The organism is Dactylosporangium salmoneum (assembly GCF_039532525.1).
In the GTDB taxonomy this organism is placed as follows: domain Bacteria; phylum Actinomycetota; class Actinomycetes; order Mycobacteriales; family Micromonosporaceae; genus Dactylosporangium; species Dactylosporangium salmoneum.
Genome location: NZ_BAAARV010000076.1, coordinates 1 through 17,683, shown reverse-complemented (window position 1 = coordinate 17,683; position 17,683 = coordinate 1). Strand labels below are relative to the sequence as shown.

16 protein-coding genes are annotated in these 17,683 nt (G+C 73.3%); 8 read left to right on the top strand and 8 right to left on the bottom strand.

Translation table 11 applies throughout. The features are described 5' to 3' along the window. Positions 1–87: 87 nt before the first annotated feature. Positions 88–549 (bottom strand): pectate lyase, encoded by a 462-nt coding sequence (locus tag ABD352_RS39305; RefSeq protein WP_344617674.1) that lies wholly within the window; start codon positions 547–549, stop codon positions 88–90. A gap of 80 nt (positions 550–629) precedes the next feature. Here ABD352_RS39305 and ABD352_RS39300 point away from each other — a divergent pair, with 80 nt between their 5' ends. The 3 genes from ABD352_RS39300 to ABD352_RS39290 are packed head-to-tail and all read left to right on the top strand — an operon-like array spanning position 630 to position 3,574. Beyond that, on the top strand, positions 630–2,537 hold the full coding sequence (locus ABD352_RS39300; protein ID WP_344617662.1) for an Hsp70 family protein: 1,908 nt from the start codon (positions 630–632) through the stop codon (positions 2,535–2,537). Positions 2,538–2,543: 6 nt separating this feature from the next. Next, positions 2,544–3,281 carry a DUF429 domain-containing protein gene (locus tag ABD352_RS39295; protein ID WP_344617661.1) on the top strand — a complete coding sequence of 246 codons (738 nt, stop codon included), beginning with the start codon at positions 2,544–2,546 and terminating at the stop codon, positions 3,279–3,281. Further along, positions 3,278–3,574: a DUF1905 domain-containing protein gene (locus ABD352_RS39290; protein ID WP_344617660.1), complete on the top strand. Its 297-nt coding sequence runs from the start codon at positions 3,278–3,280 to the stop codon at positions 3,572–3,574. Before ABD352_RS39295 ends, ABD352_RS39290 begins: the two co-directional genes overlap by 4 nt. Before the next feature lie 187 nt (positions 3,575–3,761). Here ABD352_RS39290 and ABD352_RS39285 read toward each other — a convergent pair whose 3' ends face one another. The 3 genes from ABD352_RS39285 to ABD352_RS39275 all read right to left on the bottom strand — a co-directional run bounded on the left by ABD352_RS39285 (position 3,762) and on the right by ABD352_RS39275 (position 6,848). Then, a complete protein-coding gene (locus tag ABD352_RS39285; RefSeq protein WP_344617659.1) occupies positions 3,762–4,289 on the bottom strand; it encodes a DinB family protein in 528 nt (175 codons plus the stop codon). 79 nt (positions 4,290–4,368) lie between these two features. Next, complete coding sequence (locus ABD352_RS39280; RefSeq protein WP_344617658.1) at positions 4,369–6,087, bottom strand: hypothetical protein; 1,719 nt, start codon at positions 6,085–6,087, stop codon at positions 4,369–4,371. Then, positions 6,072–6,848, bottom strand: a complete 777-nt coding sequence (locus ABD352_RS39275; RefSeq protein ID WP_344617657.1) for an ABC transporter ATP-binding protein — start codon at positions 6,846–6,848, stop codon at positions 6,072–6,074. Before ABD352_RS39275 ends, ABD352_RS39280 begins: the two co-directional genes overlap by 16 nt. 199 nt (positions 6,849–7,047) lie before the next feature. On the opposite strand from ABD352_RS39275, the gene ABD352_RS39270 reads away from it, so the two are divergent. After that, a complete protein-coding gene (locus ABD352_RS39270) occupies positions 7,048–7,299 on the top strand; it encodes a PspC domain-containing protein (protein ID WP_344617656.1) in 252 nt (83 codons plus the stop codon). A 64-nt stretch (positions 7,300–7,363) separates the two neighbouring features. Here the strand turns inward: ABD352_RS39270 and ABD352_RS39265 are convergent, their stop codons facing one another. From ABD352_RS39265 to ABD352_RS39250, 4 genes are read right to left on the bottom strand one after another with little or no spacing between them, the layout of a single operon-like run. Next, entirely contained in the window at positions 7,364–10,486 is a 3,123-nt protein-coding gene (locus ABD352_RS39265) for an ATP-binding protein (protein ID WP_344617655.1), read from the bottom strand. Then, on the bottom strand, positions 10,483–11,163 hold the full coding sequence (locus tag ABD352_RS39260) for a hypothetical protein (RefSeq protein ID WP_344617654.1): 681 nt from the start codon (positions 11,161–11,163) through the stop codon (positions 10,483–10,485). The genes ABD352_RS39265 and ABD352_RS39260 overlap by 4 nt, the downstream gene beginning before the upstream one ends. Positions 11,164–11,170: 7 nt before the next feature. Beyond that, on the bottom strand, positions 11,171–12,244 hold the full coding sequence (locus ABD352_RS39255; RefSeq protein WP_344617653.1) for a DUF559 domain-containing protein: 1,074 nt from the start codon (positions 12,242–12,244) through the stop codon (positions 11,171–11,173). 54 nt (positions 12,245–12,298) lie between these two features. Further along, positions 12,299–12,628, bottom strand: coding sequence for a LuxR C-terminal-related transcriptional regulator (locus tag ABD352_RS39250; RefSeq protein ID WP_344617652.1), 330 nt, complete (start codon positions 12,626–12,628; stop codon positions 12,299–12,301). A gap of 114 nt (positions 12,629–12,742) precedes the next feature. Between ABD352_RS39250 and ABD352_RS39245 the strand changes: the two genes are divergently transcribed. From ABD352_RS39245 to ABD352_RS39230, 4 genes are read left to right on the top strand one after another with little or no spacing between them, the layout of a single operon-like run. Next, entirely contained in the window at positions 12,743–13,549 is an 807-nt protein-coding gene (locus ABD352_RS39245) for a hypothetical protein (RefSeq protein ID WP_344617651.1), read from the top strand. Positions 13,550–13,581: 32 nt separating this feature from the next. Continuing rightward, positions 13,582–14,712, top strand: coding sequence for a hypothetical protein (locus tag ABD352_RS39240; RefSeq protein ID WP_344617650.1), 1,131 nt, complete (start codon positions 13,582–13,584; stop codon positions 14,710–14,712). Further along, complete coding sequence (locus ABD352_RS39235) at positions 14,709–16,193, top strand: hypothetical protein (RefSeq protein WP_344617649.1); 1,485 nt, start codon at positions 14,709–14,711, stop codon at positions 16,191–16,193. The genes ABD352_RS39240 and ABD352_RS39235 overlap by 4 nt, the downstream gene beginning before the upstream one ends. Next, complete coding sequence (locus ABD352_RS39230; protein WP_344617648.1) at positions 16,190–17,485, top strand: AAA family ATPase; 1,296 nt, start codon at positions 16,190–16,192, stop codon at positions 17,483–17,485. Before ABD352_RS39235 ends, ABD352_RS39230 begins: the two co-directional genes overlap by 4 nt. Positions 17,486–17,683 lie beyond the last annotated feature (198 nt).

The following is a 17,683-nucleotide window of genomic DNA, read 5'->3' as shown; positions in this document are numbered from 1 at the left end:
ATAAACGCTAGAAATGCGCATGTCGGAGAAATCGGTGCACAAGGGGCAGAGGGCGAGGCCGGCGGCCCCTCCCTCCCGTCCGAGCCGCTACTTGTAGGTGATGTCCGAGGCGCTGAAGTTGCAGTGCCCGTCTCCCATGCCGTCGCCCAGGTAGGTGGGCTCGCTGCCCTTGGCGACGCCCTTGTACTCGGCGCACACGTGCACGCCCGAGGAGTTGGTCAGGGTCACGCGGGACAGGGTGGCCGCGTCGCCCCAGTTGGTGTTGATGCCGACGACGTACTTCGCGCTGTCCAGCAGCACGTTGTCGACCGTGACCTTGCGCTGGTACGAGTTGGTGCAGTTCCCGCAGGCCCGGTACAGCTTGCCGATGCTCTTGGCGTAGAACCCGCTGATGTGCACCGTGCCCGAGCCGTTGTGCTGGAACACCTTGTCGCTCGCCGACTTGGCGCCGCCGCCGATGACGTAGGCGTCGCCGCTGGTGCCCAGGAACGTGGCCGCGTCCTCGCCGACGTCCTCCCACCACACGTTCTGGATCGTGCAGCGACCCAGGCAGTGGGCCGGTCGGACCGGTGGGAACGACCCGAGCGGAGCATGCCATCCGGCTGCCGGCTACCCGTATGGTCGCCACTGTGAGTGGCGGCGGGCATCGGCTGGGCATCGACTTCGGCACGTCGAACACGGTCGCGGCGCTGTCCGGCCCGGACGGGCAGGTGCGCCCGCTGCTGTTCGACGGCTCCCCCTTGCTGCCCTCGGCGGTCTTCGCCGGGCCGGACACGGGCCTGCTGGTCGGCGCGGACGCGGTCCGCTCGGCGATCGGCGCGCCGGCCGGCTTCGAGGCCAACCCGAAGCGGCGCATCGACGACCGGGCGGTATGGCTCGGCGAGCGGGAGTTCCCGATCGAGCACCTCGTCGCCGCCGTGCTGCACCGCGTGCACACCGAGGCGAGCCGGGTCGCCGGCGAGCGGGTCGGCGACGTCGTGCTCACCCACCCGGCCGCGTGGGGCCGCCCCCGGCTCGAGGTGCTCACCGCCGCGGCGCAGGCCGCCGGGATCGGCCCGGTGAAGTTCGTGCCCGAGCCGGTCGCCGCGGCCGCGTACTTCGCCACCGTCCTCGGCCAGCGCATCCCGCCCGGCCGGGTGATCGTGGTGTACGACCTCGGCGCCGGCACGTTCGACCTGAGCGTGCTGCTGCCGACGCCCGGCGGCTTCGAGGTGCTCGCCTCGGCCGGCCTGCCCGACGTCGGCGGGCTCGACCTGGACGCCGCCGTGGTGGACCACGCGCGGACCGCGACGGCGACCGCCACCGACGCGTGGCGCCGCCTCGACTGGCCGCAGACCCCGGCCGACCAGCAGGCCCGCCAGACCCTGTGGCAGTCGGCGCGGGCGGTGAAGGAGCAGCTCTCGCGGTACGCCAGCGGGGATCTCCACCTCCCCCTCGTGGACCGCCAGGTGCGCCTGACCCGGGAGGAGTTCGAGAAGGCGGCCAAGGCGCAGCTGGACCGGACGGCGGCCATGACCCTGGCCACGCTGCAGGACGCCGGCATCCCGCCGGAGCGCATCGGCGGGGTGTACCTGGTCGGCGGCTCGTCGCGGATCCCGCTCGCCGCCACCCTGCTGCACCGGACGTTGCGCATCGCCCCGACCGTGATCGACCAGCCGGAGCTGGTGGTGGCCGAGGGCGCCCTGTGCGACCGCCCGGTCACCGCCGCCGCGCCCCTGGTTGCCACGCCTCCAGCGGCCCCACCCCCGCCCGCTGCGCCCCCGACCACGGCGTACCCGGCCGCCGCGCACCCGGCCGTGGCCCCCGTTTCCGCCGGTCCGGTGACCCCCTTTGCCGCGATGGCCCAGGTCAGCGCCCCGCCGGTGGCCGCGCCGATGTCTCCCATGCCGGTTGCCATGCCGGTCAGCGTTCCGCCGGTCTCGGCGCCGCCGCCCCAGTTCGTGAGCACCTCACCACCGGCGCCGATGCCGCCGACGTGGAACGGCGTCCCCGAGCGCCGCCGCCCGATCGGCACGCTCGTCCTCATCGCCATCGTGGCCGCGCTGGTCGCCGCCGGCGCCGTGCTGGCCGTGACCCGCCCGTGGCAGCCGGCCGCCAGCTCCAGCCCGAACAACGCCGGCCCCGGGCCCACCGTCGTCGTGGGGACCACGGTCACCGTCCCCGCGCCGACCACCACCGCGCCCGCCCCGGCCGCGGCCCAGACGACCGAGGCCGCGATCGAGTACCCGTCCACGTGGGCCGGCAGCTGGAGCGGCTCCTACGTGCAGGACAACAACAAGGTGTACCAGATGAGCCTGGTCGTCACGGCCGGCTCGAAGATCGCCCAGGTCCGCTACGCCGAGGCCGGCTGCCAGGGCACCGTCACCGTGCTGTCGGTCAACGGCGGCGTGATCCGGGCCCAGGAGGCGATCACCTCGGGCCGCTGCACCCCGACGGGCATCATGACCATGCACCTCGACCCGAGCGGCAGCCTCGAGATCGCGTACCGTCCGGACGTGGCCACCTACACCGCGAACGCCGTGCTGACCCGCGGCTGAGCCCGCATGCGCACCGCGGGCGTCGACCTCGCCGCCGCCGACGAGCGCACCGCCCTGGCCGTCATCGAGTGGTCGCCGGGCCGCGCCGTGCTGCGCGACCTGCGCCTCGGCGTGTCCGACGCCGACATCGTCGCCGCGGTGCCGACCTGCGCCAAGACCGGCATCGACTGCGCCCTGGGCTGGCCCGAGCCCTTCATCCGGCTCCTCGTCGCCCACCGCGCCGGCCACGCCGCCGACCTGCCGTCACCCGGGGGCGGGGCCGCGTGGCGGCGCGCGATGGTGTACCGCACGACGGACGAGGTCATCCGCGCCGACTTCGGGCTGATCCCGCTGAGCGTCTCGGCCGACCGCCTGGCCCACGCGGCCATGCGCTGCGCCGCGATCCTGGCCACCCTCGCGGCCGCCGGCGTCGACGTGGACCGCTCCGGCGCCGGCGCGATCGTCGAGGCCTATCCCGCCGTCGCGCTGCGCCGCTGGGACCTGACCCATCGCGGGTACAAGGGCCGGCACGACCCGCTGGTCGACGCCCTGCGCGCCCGGGCCTGGCTGGACCTCGGCGGCCACGAGCCGCTCATGCGGGCCAGCCACGACGCATTCGACGCGGTGATCGCCGCGCTCACCGCCCGGGCCGCCGCCCTGGGCCGCGCCACCCGTCCCGGCCCGGCGCAGCTCGCGCCGGCGCGGGTCGAGGGCTGGATCGCGGTACCGACGGCGGACCTCGACGAGCTGCCGGAGGCCTCATGATCGTGGAGTTCGACGCCGAGCTGTGGATCTGGGACGCGCGCCGCGCCGACACGTGGACCTTCGTCACCCTGCCGGCCGACGCCTCCGACGAGATCCGCGAGCTGACCGACGGGGATCGCCGCGGCTTCGGCTCGGTCCGCGTCCAGGTCCGCATCGGCACGAGCATCTGGCGTACCTCGATCTTCCCGGGCGGCCCCGAAGGCACCTACGTCCTGCCGGTCAAGCAGGCCGTCCGCCGCGCCGAGTCCCTGTCCGCGGGCGACACCGCCTCCGTCACGGTCGAGCTCGTCTAGGCCCTGTCCTGCCGATCATGCCGGCCTGCGACGGGCCCAGATTCCGCCTGCGCGCACCCCGCGAAAGGCCGGTTACAACACCGGTAGCCTGCCTTTCGCGGGGCACACGCAGGCGAAATCTGGACCTCGTCTCGGCTCGACATGATCGACAGGACAGGGCCTAGGCCTCACCGACCAGGGCTCCTGCTCACCCCATGGTCTTCGAGCCGTCGATCGCCTCGCGGATGATGTCCGCGTGGCCCGCGTGCTGGGCGGTCTCAGCGATGATGTGCTGGATCGCGCGGCGGGCGCTCCACCGGGCGCCGGGCTCGAACCACGGCGCCTCCGGCAGCGGGTGGCCGGCGTCGAGGTCGGGCAGGGTGCGCACCAGCTCGTCGGTCTCCGCGGCCACCTTCTCGTAGTCGGCCAGCACCCCGGCCAGCGTCTCGCCGGGCAGCAGGCGGAAGCCGTCGGCGTAGGTGGCCCACGCCTGCGGGTCGTCGGCGGGCGCCACCGCCTCGGGGCCCTCCACGATGAACCGCGCCCACTGCCGCTCCACCGCCGTCACGTGCTTGATCGCCCCGCCGACCGACAGCTCGCTGACCGTGCTGCGCTGCGCCGCCTGCTCGTCGGTGAGGTCGCGGGCGGTGAACCGCAGGAAGAACCGGGCCTTGCCGAGCGTCTCGAGCAGGTCGGCCCGCTCGCCGGTCACGGTGTTCGAACTCGTCGCGCTCATGCTCATCACCCTTGTCGGTTTCGGTTCCCGCCGTGCTGACGATTCGACGGTACGGCGGGAAGCGGTCAGCTCCGGTCCGCTACTGCGCCTTTTTCGGCTTTACCACCCAGAGGGCGGACCCGTACATGGCCAGCCCCAGCAGGACGAACGCGGCCGCGACCGGGTACCGCCATCCCGCCGGCGCGTAGGTGGCCAGGAACCAGGAGTGGCGCAGGTGACCGTTGGCGACGAAGATCCCGGCGACGATGCCCTGCGGTACCAGCGGAATCGCCCCGAAACTGAGGCCCCAGACCGCGATCGACCGGCGGACCCGGGAGAGCCCGTCGAGGCGGAAGCGCACCGCGCCGGCCCCCTTCGGCTTGCGCCCGGTCCGCATGGCCTGCAGCAGCTCGGGCCCGTGCGAACGCAGCCGGCGCTCGGCCAGCAGCCCGAACCCCCACCAGGACAGCCCGCCGGTGACCAGCCCGACGGCCACCCCGGCCCAGCCGAACCACACCGCGACCAGCGCCGCCGGCATGGCGGCCGCGACGACGAGGGCGAGCATGAGGTACGCCAGCCCGGTCAGCCCGCCGTCGTCCTCGCTGACCCGCAGCGGGTTGCCGGCCCGCCGGTGCGGGTCCGTGGCCGGCACGAGCGCGTAGACCGACACCATCGGCACCAGGCCCGCCGCCGCGCCCAGCAGCGCCGACAGCAGCGCCAGCACCAGCGGCCACGGCCCTCCCACGATCGCCGTGAACCCGACGGTCAGCGCCGCCGCGACCGGCCCGATCGCGGCCAGCCAGGCCGCCTGCCGGCCGCGCACGTCGCTCGCCCCCGGCGTGAGGATGGTGAGCCAGAGCGCGGTGCCGTCGTTGCCGTACTGGTTCGCGGTCATCGCCGCCGCCATCGCGACGAAGATCGGGCCGGCGTACGGGAGCATGCCCGCCCACCCGATCAGCAGCGGGCTGCCGGCGAAGCAGACCCCGTACGAGAGGGCGAACGCCAGCCCGTGGTTGCGCACCAGATCGCGCGACCAGGTCCGCAGCTCCTTGCCCATCACGGTGTCCACCGTGGACGCCCGCTGACCGGTCCGCGGCCGGCTCGCCCCGGCGCGCCGGCTGAGCAGGGCGGCCCAGGCGGCGAGCAGGAGCAGTACCACCAGGGCGAGCGGTGCCAGTGCCCACCACTGCCCCCGGACGGCCAGCAGCCCCCACCCCGACGGCAGCCACCACACCGCGGCCGGCGTCCCGGTCTGCCCGAACGCCACCATGAACACCCAGACCTGCCCGAGCGAGGCCAGAATCGCCCCGTTGACCAGCCCGGCCCCGATCGCCCCGGCCCGCGTCCGCAGCGCCAGCCCGACCAGCCCGACCGCCACCTTGGACGCCAGCACGAACAGCGCCAGCGTAAGCGCCGCCGCCGGCAGGGCCACCAGCGCGTTGACCACCCCGATCCGGGCCCCCGCCACGACCATCCCGAGCAGCCCCACCAGGCTGACCACCGGCGCCACCCCGACGAAGGCGGCGGTGAGCAGCCCGACCGCGAGCCGGCGCGCGGGCAGCCCGAGCGAGGCGAAGTACTCCGGCCGCAGCGTCTCGTCCCCGCCGCCCATGAACACCGGCCCGAGCATCCAGCCCAGCAGCCACACCGCGTACCCCGCGGCCAGCAGGTCCGGCCCCAGGAACCCGAGGTAGACGGTCCCGCCCGCGAGCACGGCCCCGAGCACCGCCCCGGTCCCCGCCGTCTGCGCCCGCTGCCCGCGCAGCGAGTGCCGCAGCACCGCGATCTTCATCTGCGCCATGGTCATCGCGACAGCCACGACAGCTCCCCCTTCATCACGGCCCGCTCCCCGCCGACCAGCCCCACGAACACCTCTTCCAGCGACCGCCCGTCCCTGACGGCGTCCAGCGTCCCGGCCGCCACCACGGCCCCGCGGTCGACGACGGCCACGTGGTCGCACAGCTGCTCGACGAGCGCCATCACGTGACTGGACAGCACCACCGACCCGCCCCCGGCGACGAACCCGCGCAGCATCCCCTTGATCGCCGCCGCCGACACGGGATCGACCGCCTCGAACGGCTCGTCCAGCACCAGCAGCCGCGGCCCGTGCAGCAGCGCCGTGGCCAGCCCGATCTTCTTGCGCATCCCGGTGGAGTACTCGATGACGAGCGTCGACTCGGCCTCGTCGAGCTCCAGCACCCGCAGCAGCTCGTCGGCCCGCCCCGCCACGACGTCCTTCGGCATTCCCCGTAGGCGGCCGAGGTACGTGAGCACCTCCCGCCCGGTGAGCCGCTCGGGCATCGCCAGCCCGTCCGGCAGCACCCCGACCAGCGCCTTCGCCCGCTGCGGCTCGCCCCAGACATCCGCCCCGAAGATCCGCGCGGTCCCGCCGTCGGGCCGCAGCAGCCCGGTCGCCATGGACAGCGTGGTGGTCTTCCCGGCACCGTTCTGCCCGACCAGCCCGAAGAACGACCCCTGCGGCACGTCGAGGTCAACGCCGGCGACGGCCACCTTGTCCCCGTACCGCTTGCTCAGCCCCCGGATCTCCAGCGCCGGGCCCCGCTGCGTGTGCTCGCTCATGCATCCGAACTTACGAACCTCACCGCGCCGGCGGACTGACCCTGGATATCCGCCTGGGGTGGGGCTATCTACACCCCCGACCCGCGTAAGGGTCCGAGGCCCAGGGTGAGGCCGGGGTCGCTCCCCGATGCCCTGGACCCCCTCGGCCGGCCATGCTTTTTCCATCAGATCCGGTACAGCACCTGAATGGAGCAAGACGATGGAAACCGTGCACGGCTCGATGCGCCAGAACGGCCTGATCCGCCCGACCCAGGGCCGGGTCCTCGGCGGCGTGGTCGCCGGCCTGGGCCGCCGGTTCGGCATCGACCCCTGGCCCGCCCGCCTGCTGTTCGTCCTGATCCTGCTGGCGATCCCGGGCAGCCAGATCCTGATCTACCCGATCCTGTGGATCCTGATGCCCGCCGAGCGGGAGGCCCCGGCCCCCGCCTCCCCGGCCTCGCCGGTCTTCTGACCACGGACACTCGGCTGAACACGGACGCCCGGTGCCGCCGCCTCGACGGCGGCACCCGGCCGGCCTATCGGCGCCGGGCCCGCTGGAGCACCTCCTCCGGGGACAGCGGCGCCTTCGGGTGGTACGACAGGCACAGCGGGGTACGGACCTTCACGAACGAGAACCCCTCGCCGGCGGCGTAGAACTGCCCGCTGCCGAGGCTGCCGATGTCCGGCAGCCGGGCGCCCTTGGCCTGGGCCAGCTCCTTGGCCGCGTCGATCTGAGCCGGGGCGTTGAGCAGCCCGAAGAACTGCGTCGTCGCGTTGCCCGAGATCTGGTTGTGCAGCCCCTTGGGCGCCTGGGTGGCGAAGACCAGGCCGAGGCCGTACTTGCGCGCCTGTGACGCCAGCGTGATCGTGCTCGCGGTCGACGAGGTCGTGCCGCTCGACGGGGCCAGCGTCTGCGCCTCGTCCATGATGAACAGGCCGCCGAGCGGGCGATCGCCGGCCGGGTTGCGCTTGAGCCAGGTGAACAGCGCCATCTGCAGCTGGTTGACGAAGCCCTGCCGCTCCTCGTCGGACATCAGGCCGATGAAGCTGATGACCGAGATCCGGGCCCGCTTGCCCGGCGGCGGCGTCAGCAGCTCGGCCGGGTCGGCCGCCACGCCCCGCCCACCGAACAGCGGGTCGTTGACCATCGCGGCCTTGAGCGTCTCGGCCAGGTCGGCGGCGAGCTTGCCCGCCCGGCTCATCCGGCTCACGTCCTCGGGCAGGTCGCCGAGAAAGTCGGTGAAGCCCTCCAGGCCGACGCGGTTGCCGTGGGCGTACGCCCGCAGCGCCTCGGTGAGCACCGCCTTGCCCTGCACGGCCAGCTTCGTCGTGCCGCTGACGCCGGCCCGCGGGGCGAGCGCCTCGACTGCCGCGCGAATCGCCTGGGCGAACTCGTCCTGCGAGTCGCGCACGGGCGCGAAGTCCGGCAGCGGCTGGAACGTCAGCGGCCGGCCGCCGCCCACGCCCGGCGTCCACACCACGACGTCGGTGTGCTCCAGGTAGTCGCGGGCGCGCTCCTCGTCGCCCGGCCCCCAGCCCGGCGGCGGCTCGGGCCACGGGTCGCCGAGCCGCGCGAGGTCGTTGTTGGGGTCGAGCACGATCGACGAGACGCCCTGCCGGGCGCACTCCTCGACCAGCCGGCGGATGAGCACGGTCTTACCCGATCCGGAGCCGGCGAAGATCACGGTGTGCCGGCGCAGCGACTCGAGGTCGACGACGAGCGGCTCCTCGCTCTGCATCACCTTGCCGAGTCGGATGGTGCGCCCATCGTCCCGCTGTTCCGGCTCCGGCTCGACCGCTTCCGGCATCACTTCAGGTTCGGGTGCCGGCGCCTCGCTCGGCGGCCCGAAGATCTCCTGGAACAAGGCGGTCCTGCTCGCCGGTCGCCGGGCCACCAGCCACTCGCCGAGCAGCGCGTGCGGCGCCGCCTGCATGCGCCGCAGCGCGTCGAACACCTTGAGATCGGCGTCGTCGATCTTGTGCCACACGCCGCCGGCGGCCAGGAACTCGTCGACCGTCTGCTTGGTCCGGGGGCCGGACGGCCAGTTGTCGCGGCGCAGGAGGATCAGCCGGCGCTGCGGGATCGCCCGGTCGAGGCCCGACATCACGCAGGCGTTGCGGATCCGGGCGGTGACCGCCCGCGGGTTGTCGTGGACGATCGCGCGCAGTCCCCAGTGGGCCTCGTTCTCGGTCGCCTCGTCGAGCACCTGGATGAGCCGGCCGTGCAGCGCCGGGTTCGCGCCCGGCGGCGGATCCTGCTTGTACACCACGCCGGTCGGGACCTGCTCGCCGATCCACGCGCCGATCGCGGCCGCGAGCAGCTGCGGCATCTCCACGTCCTCGCTGCGCTTGTCGAGCGCCCGAGAGACGTCGGCCGACGAGACGAGCTCGGCGAACATCGCGTCGAGGTGGCCGAGGTCCCCGGACTGCGGCTGCGCGGGCGACGCCGGCAGTGGGCTCGGCGCATCGAAGCGGCACAGCTCGACGACCTCGTCGTTGTCGAGGCAGCGGTGCAGGTGCTCCTCGACCCTGCGCAGCAGGTCTCGCGGGGTGAAGCGCCGGGCCTCGTCGAACGCCTCCGGGCGGACCGGCCAGGTGTCGTAGGGCACCGGCACGTGGTGAGCGCCGTAGGCCGCCGACAGGCGCTTGGCCACGATCGTGCGGGCGATTTCGGCGCTGTTGATCCGGTCGGGCAGGACGGTCTCCCGGAAGCGCTGGACCACCGGCGTCGCCGCGGTCTTCTTCATCAGCTCCCAGGTGTCGGGCAGGCACGACATCACGACGAGCGTGCGCTGGGTGCTGTCGCGCAGGTTCAGCAGACCGTCGGCGACCTGGCCGGCCAGGCCGGCCTGCTCGGACTCGAACACAGCCTCGCGGTCGAAGAACGCGGCGGTGCTCTGGGCGAAGAGGGTGTCGAGCTGGTCGATGGCGATCACGCTGGGGCTGAGCGTCAGGGCGATCAGCCGGGAGATGTCGCGCACGACCTCCTGAGGCTTGCGGACCGAGGCGGTGAAACCCCAGTCGGTGCGGTCCCCGACCTCGGTCGGCTCGGAGATGAGGTGGGCCTGCCCGATGTCCTGGAGGTCGAAGTCGGACGAGCCGTAGAGCACCAGCGCCCGCGCGGTGTCCTGGCACTCGCGGCCGGTGGCGTCGTCATATTCGCGCAGGCCCCGGATGAACGTGTCCAGGTGCGCGCGGGTCAGCGACGCATTGCCGGCGACCGCGGCGCGCACCTCGGCAGCCCGGATGTTCAACTGCGAGGTGAGCCGGAACAGGAAGCTCTTGAGCTGAGTGCCCCAGACCTTCTCTTCGCGGGTGAGGCCGGTGATCATCCCCTGGACGGTCGCCTCCCAGAACGACCGGCCGTTGATCATGTTCACCAGGAAGAAGTAGCCGCCGCCGTCGGCATTCTGGATCGTCTCGCGCACCGCGCCGAGCAGGTGGGTCTTGCCGGAGCCGGCGCGGCCCAGCAGCGCCACGCCCTGCGGCTGGGTCCGGTCGCTGCGGCGTGCCTTGCCAACCCCACTGAGGATCTCGTGCACCGAGCGCTCGTGCAGCTCCGGGACGTTGTAGGGTGAGGGGTGCCAGATGTCGTTGGGCGTCGGCGCCGGGTTGAGGTGCAGCTCCTCGAGCGCGGCGCGGGCCTGATCGCCGATCATGACCGGCCGATCGACAGCGTGTGGTTGTCCTCCCCGCCGATCCGCAGGGCGGCCGCGATGTCGCGGGGCTTCAGCGCCTTGGTGTTGGCGACCGGGATGATGCGCACGTCGCCCCGGTCGAGCAGCGCCATCAGGGCCCGGTCGACCTCCGCGCGCTCGAGGCGCTCCAGCTTGTCGCGCAGGTCGGCGAGACCGACCCACTCGCCGGGAGCCGGCGCCAGCTCCGCGTAGGCCGCGCGCACCTGCGCCTCGGCGTCCCCGGCGGTCTCACTGACCACGGCGCCCTCGACGCTCTCCCCTCGCACCTGCCGGAAGAACTCGCCCTCGCTGAGCTTCACGCCGTGCGTGACCTGCAGCTGCTCCAGCGACCGGTGGATGTTGCCGAGCAGCGTCAGCAGGGCGCGCGACGCCGACTTGCCGGCCTTCGGGGGCTCGGTGGTGTGCAGGTCGCGCATCACGTGCCAGCCCTTGTCGGTGAGCTCGTGAGAGAACGGCCGGTGGGACCGGTCGGTCTGGATGAGGCCGAGCTTCTCCAGCTTCTTGTTGTCGTCGCCGGTGAGCGAGAAGCCGGCCAGCTCCTTGAGCTCGTTGTTGTTCAGCTTGTGCGCCTCGGACATGAGCACCACCAGCGCCAGGATCTGGTTCGGGGTGAGGCTCGGGACGTCTTCGGTTGGCATTGGGGCCTCATTTCCGGTTCGGAGCGTTACGACGAAGCAGCAAAAGGTCACGGACAGTAACGGTTACAGCGTACGGATCGGTGAGGACCTGCTCGTTGGTGAAGCGCAGGACGGCGTGACCGAGCAGCTGCAGCTGGGCGTCGCGGCGGCGGTCGTCGGCGTACTGCCACCGCTGCCGGTGCTCGTCCCCGTCGACCTCGACGACGAGGCGGTCGTCGGGCCAGAAGAGGTCGAGGCGGTACGCCTTGCCCAACACGTGCCACTCCAGCACCTCGTTCCACCGGCGCCCCCGCGCCCACTCCTGCGGCGCGAGCGCCCGCTCCAGGGCCTGCTCGGCCGCGCTGTCGGCCCGCGGCGCCCCGGAAAGCGGCGGGAAGCTCAGCACCGGCAGCTCGGCGCCGCCGCCGTCGGGCTCCGGCCCCGGCCCGGCACCTTCGGTCAGCCCGGCGAGCCCGGCCGGCAGGCGGATCCGGATCACCGGGATGCGGTCGACGCTGCGCAGCCTCGGCCCCGCCAGCCACACGGTGAAGCGTCCGTGCTCGGCGAGCCACTGCGCGGCGACGGCCAAGGCATGCTCACCCGCGGGCGGGAGGCTGGCCGGGATATCGACCAGCACCGCCACGTGGTCGCGCCGGTAGGCCTCGGCCAGCAGCGCGCGGAGCCCGCGGGCGCGGACCTCGGCCGGGAACCGCGGCCCGTCGCCGGGGCCCAGGCCGCCGCGGATGCGCAGCGCCCGCTCGGCGGCGGCCACGAGGAACGGCCCGAAGTGCTCGGTCCCGGCGGCCATCCGGGCGGCGAGGGCCCGCACGGCCTCGACGCCCAGCGACGACGGGCCGTCCAGCCGCTCGGCCCCGCAGAGCCAGCCCGGAAAGAGGCTCATCGCGGCCCCGTCGAGCGCGTCGAGGAACGCGCCGGCATACCGGTCGACGGACAACGCCAGCGGTGGACGGAACCGCACAACAGCCGGAGCGCCGGCGGGCAGCGGGTCCAGCCCCACGCCCAGTAGGGCGGGGTCGACGTCGGCCAGGAAGCTGGCCTGGCCGACCGGCGGCTCGGACCACCACCGAACCCCTGAGCTCACGGTTTCCGACCGTACGCCGCGAAATGATCACGCGCAGTCATCTCTTCACCTGACTCATTCCGGGTCGGTGTAGCCGGCGAGGCTGACCCGCGACACGATGCCGAGCTTCTGGAAGATCTGCCGGAGGTGGTAGTTCACGGTGTGTGCCGAGATCCCGAGCCGGCGCGCGATCTGAACGTTGGTCATCGCGCCGGCGGCAAGCCGAGCCACGTCCCGCTCGCGGTCCGTCAGCAGCGCCCAGTCAGTCTCGGCCTGCGGCAGCTCGTGCAGAACGGCGACGACCACGATCCCGGCCCCGCCGGACACGTCGGACAGCAGCCGGGGATGCAGGCCGGATGCGCGCAGGCCACGTAGCACCGACTCCAGGGTTGCGCCCTTGTTCATGATGATCCCCCATCGACGCCCGGATATTAGTGGAACTTACTGGAAGATACAGGAGGCATGCAATGGAGTTGGGCGGGGATTGCTGGAAGTTACTGGAAGACGTAGGGTCGACGCATGGCAGACAGCGCTGAAGAGCTGGAGCCCCGGATCGAGGCGCTGCTCGCCGAGGTTCGGCGGGCGACGGCCGCCGGTGACCGGCCCAGGGCCCGGGTCCTGCGGGCGGAGCTCACGGCGCTCCAGCAGGCCTGGGAAGAGGCTCTCGAGGCGCTGGCCCCGGAAGTGCCGAACCCGCCGCGGGAGGGTGGGTCGCTGCTGCCGCTGCGCGAGCAGGTGCACGGCGCGCTGACGCTGCTCACCGTGCCGGCCGCGCCGAAACTGATCGCGCAGGTGTACAACGCCTGCTTCGGCGGGGACATCAGCAGCGCCAAGCTCACCAGCCTGCGCCGCGACGAGGAGCGCTCGTTCCGGGCCGCGCCGTTCGCGCGGCCGTACTACCTGTGCGCCGCGCTCACCGCGGACCGGCTGGCGGCCGGGCGCGGGCTGCTCGCGATCTCCACCTGGCCGCTCGATCGCCGCATCGTCGGGCCGCTCAGCCCCCGGGTCGACTTCCTCGTCGCGGCGGTCAGGATCGCGGAACACGTGGCCCGGCTGCCCGATACCGACCGCGCCGCCGCGCGCCTACTGTGGCTGTTCGCCGAGAACATCCCCGGCGCGGCCGACGGGGTCGGGGTGGCCCGGCCCGAGGGCGTCATCCGGGCCGCGCGGGCCGAGCTGGACACGCACGAGCCGGCCGACCGGTCGCACCGCGAAACGGCCGCCGCCCGGGCCCGGGCGCAGCTCAACGACGTCCAGCAGCTGTACGGCGCGCCGCTGGAAGGAGTGCCGCTGAAATCAGTGCCGGCGACCGGCACCGACCCGTAGGAGTACGACTTCCCCCGCGAAGGAAGCGCACCGTGAACAGCACCGAACAGCGGCTCGAACAGATCCGCGGATCCTTGCCACCGCTCGCGCACAACGCCCGGACCCTTGCCGCGCTCACCACCAATCCCGGCTGCGCCCGGCGCGCGATCATGGATGCGGCCGGCGTCGACAAGCGCGCCGTGGCCGCCCGGGTCGGGTTCGCCCCGCCCTACGGCCAGTCGCCGTTCGCCATCACCCGCACCCGCGCCTTCACCGCCCAGGTCAAGGCCAACGGCTGCGCCGAGCTGCTGCGGATGCTGCGCGAAGTGCTGGACCTGCCGCTGCCCGAGGTGGCCTACCAGGACCTCGACGACGCCGGCGGCAACGAGTCGCAGGAGGTCCGGCACGCCCTGGCCCGCACGGTGCTCGGCGCCGCGGCCCGGCGCACCGAGGACGACTTCGGCACGCTCTTCGACCACCCCTTGCTGCGCCTGCCGGTCGGCGGCCGGCACGTGTTCCTCGAGCCCGATCTCATCGCGCTGCAGTACCGCGGCACCTTCCACATCATCGAGATCAAGTCCTTCGCCGTGATCGACGGCCAGGCCGACGGCGGCAAGGTGGCCGCGGCGGCGATGCAGTCCGCGGTGTACGTCGTGGCCCTGCGCCGCCTGCTCGAAGATCTCGGCCACGACCCGGGGTGCGTCAGCGACCGCGTCGTGCTGGTGTGCCCGGAGAACTTCTCCAACCACGCCGTCGCCACCCGGATCGACGTGCGCCGCCAGCTCACCGTCCTGCGCCGCCAGCTCGACCGGATGCGGCGCGTCGACGAGCTGCTCGCCTCGCTGGACCCCGGCCTCACCTTCGACCTCGCCCCCGACCGGGACGGCCGGCCGACCCGCCCGGCCGGCGAGCTGTGCGCCGCGATCGAGGACATCCCCGCCCGGTACTCGCCGGACTGCCTGTCCATGTGCGAGATGTCGTACTTCTGCCGTCAGGAGGCCCGCGGCAGCACCCACGCGCTCGGCAAGTCGGTGAGCGAGGAACTCGGCAGCGTCGATTGGATCGACACCGCGCTCGCCCTGGCCGACGGGACGGCGTGGCCGGCCCCCGAGCAGGAGGAGGCCGCGACGGTACTGCGAACCGCCCTGCGCATGCGCGAAGAGTGCCTCGGAGCACCGGCATGACCGCGCTGACCTCCCTCGCCCGGGCGCTCGCCGTCCGGCACGGAACCGCGCAGCCGCTCACCACGGTCCGGCATGTGCACGTCGCCGCCCGCCCGTTGGTCATGATCCCGCTCGGGCTGGCCGGCGAGGCCAACGCGCCCGTCGCCGCGCTGGTCGGCGACCGCGAGGACGCGCCCCGCCTGCTCGTCGTGCCCCAGCCGCGCAACCGCGACCAGCGCTTCGCGTTCGCCGCCGACCTCGGCCGGATCGTCGTGTCCTACGTGGACGGTTTCACCCGCGACCTGGAGGACGTGCGCGGCCGCCGGCGCTTCGCCGACGCGCCCCAGCTGCTCGTGCCCAACCCGGGCGGCATCAGCTTCCTGCGCCTCTTCGGCCGCTCGACCCGGCTGCGCCGCGTCTTCGGCGAGTACGCCGTGCCGCCGGTCGTGCCGCTGCTCGGCAAGTGGCTGACGTTCTTCGCCGAGCGGGCCGAGCACCCTGGCTCCTCGCTGATGCTCGCGATGACCTCGGCCCTCAGCGCGCACTGGGCCACCGGCCAGAGCCCCGTCGAGGACGCCAACCTGGCCGCCCTGCTCGCCTGGCTCGACCCGCCGCCCGGGCGCTCGCCCTTCGACGCCGCCCTGGAGGCCGAGGACCCCGACCGCTGGCCGCCGGCTGGCCCGGCGACCGACCCGGCCTTCGACGCCGAGCACCTGGCCCTGGCCATCAACCGCTACGCCCGCACCGACGCCGACCCCGCCGCCCGCGCGGCCGCCCTCGACCGGCTGCGCGCCGCCTTGCACAGCCAGCTCGAGCCGACCTGGCGGCTGATGTGGCAAGGCCTGGGCCTGCTCCGCGGGCTCGCCGCGGGCGCGACGGTGCTGGAGCGCTGGGCCGACGACCGCGACGCGTTCACGACCTACTTCGCCCACCTGACCGGCGACAACCCGGTGCCCCAACCCCGCCGCGACGGCGCCGTGGCCGCGGCCCGGCGCCTCGAGCGGCTCGAGCGTGCGCAGGCCCGCTTCGACGCCCAGCGGGCCCTGGACGATCCGCTGGTGATGGCCGAGCACCGGCTCACCGGCGAGGCCTTCGCGGGCGAGGTCGTGGCGGCCGAGCCCGACCGGGTCGACGCCACCGGCCCGCGCCGCAGGCTCCGGCCGCACGTCACCGTACACACGACGGATCCTCTGCGGCTGACCGCCGGCGCCGAGGTCACGTCCCCGGCCCGCCCGGGCCAGAAGGCCGAGATCCTCGCCGTGACCCCATCGGCCGGCGGCCTGGACGTGCGGCTGGAGCTCTCCGGCGGCATGGGCCGCGCGCTGACCGCCACGCCCGGAAGCGTTCCGGCGCCGGGGGAGCGCATCACCTACGGTTCGGCGTCGACCGCCTTCCAGCCGGCGGGCAACTTCCCCGACGCGGCCGACACTCCGTGGACGCACGGTGGCCCGCCTACCCCGCCCGGCCCGACCCAGGAGGACGCCGTGGAGGCCTGGTCGTGACCACCGACATCCTTCCGGCGGTGCTCGCCGACCTGCAGGCCCATCCGGTCCCCGGCGTCGTCGTGGACTCTCCGCCCGGCGCCGGCAAGTCGACCCTCGTGGTGCGGGCCGCCCGGCACATCGCCGCGACCGGCGAGCCGCTCGCCGTCGTCGCCCAGACCAACGAGCAGGTCGACGACCTCATCGCGAACCTGGCGACGACCGCGCCGGACCTACCGATCGGCCGCCTCTCGGCGCAGGGCTACGCGCCGGTGGCCCGCATCGCCGCCCATCGCAACGTCGCCGTCGACACCGCCGTGGCGGGCCTGGCTGGCTGCCGCGTCATCGTCGGTACGGCGGCCAAGTGGGAAAGGCTGACCGAGGGATCCTGGCCCTGGGCCATCGTCGACGAGGCCTACCAGATGCGCTCCGATGCCCTGCTGAAGGTGATCGGCCGCTTCGCCCGCACCCTCTTCGTCGGCGATCCGGGCCAGCTCGACCCATTCTCCACAGTGGAGACCGAACGCTGGGCTGGCCTCTCCTGGGATCCGCAGCTCAGCGCGGTCGCGGTGCTGCTGCGGCACAACCCGACGGCGCCGCTGCACCGCTTGCCAGTCTCCTGGCGCCTGCCGGCCACCGCGGCTCCGGTTGTCTCCGAGGCGTTCTACCCGTTCACCGGCTTCACCTCCGGCACCGCGCTCGGCGATCGCCGCCTCGATTTCGCCACCCACGCCTTCGGCTCGTCCCCGGTCGACGCGACCCTGGCCACCGCGGCCGAGACCGGCTGGGCCCTGCACGAGCTCCCGGCCCGCCACAGCATGCGCACCGATGCCGAGGTGGCGGAGGCCTGCGCCGAACTGGCCCTGCGGCTGTTGCAGCGCGGCCCGTTCGCCTTCTCGGAGAAGTTCCCGGCCGGTGCGCCGGTGTCGGCGGACCGCATCGCGATCGGCACCGCCCACCGCGATCAGGCCGCGGCGGTACGGCAATACCTCCCCGACGACGCCGGCATCACGGTCGACACCGCAAACCGTCTCCAGGGCCGCGAGTACGACGTCACCATCGTGTGGCACCCGCTGTCCGGCCGCCGTGACGCGACGGCCTTTCATCTGGAGGCCGGGCGCCTTTGCGTCCTGACCTCGAGGCATCGTCACGCGTGCATCGTGGTGGCCCGGGCCGGCATCACGGAACTGTTGGACGCGCACCCGTCCACGGGACGCATGTACCTCAACGAAATCGTCAAGTTCCCCGACGGCTGGGAGGCCAACCAGGCGGTCATGTCCCATTTGGAACGGCATCGCGTCGCCGCCGGATGACGCCTGCCGCAGCAAAGCACGAAGAAGCGGCCGCCCCGAACGGGACCGGCCGCTTTCTTATTCGCCGGCGCCCGATTCTTGCGGGCGCCCGGGAAACGCATCAGGGGCCCACCGAATCGGTGGGCCCCTGGCAAAAGTTTGTCCGGCGGCGTCCTACTCTCCCACACTCTCTCGGGTGCAGTACCATCGGCGCTGGAG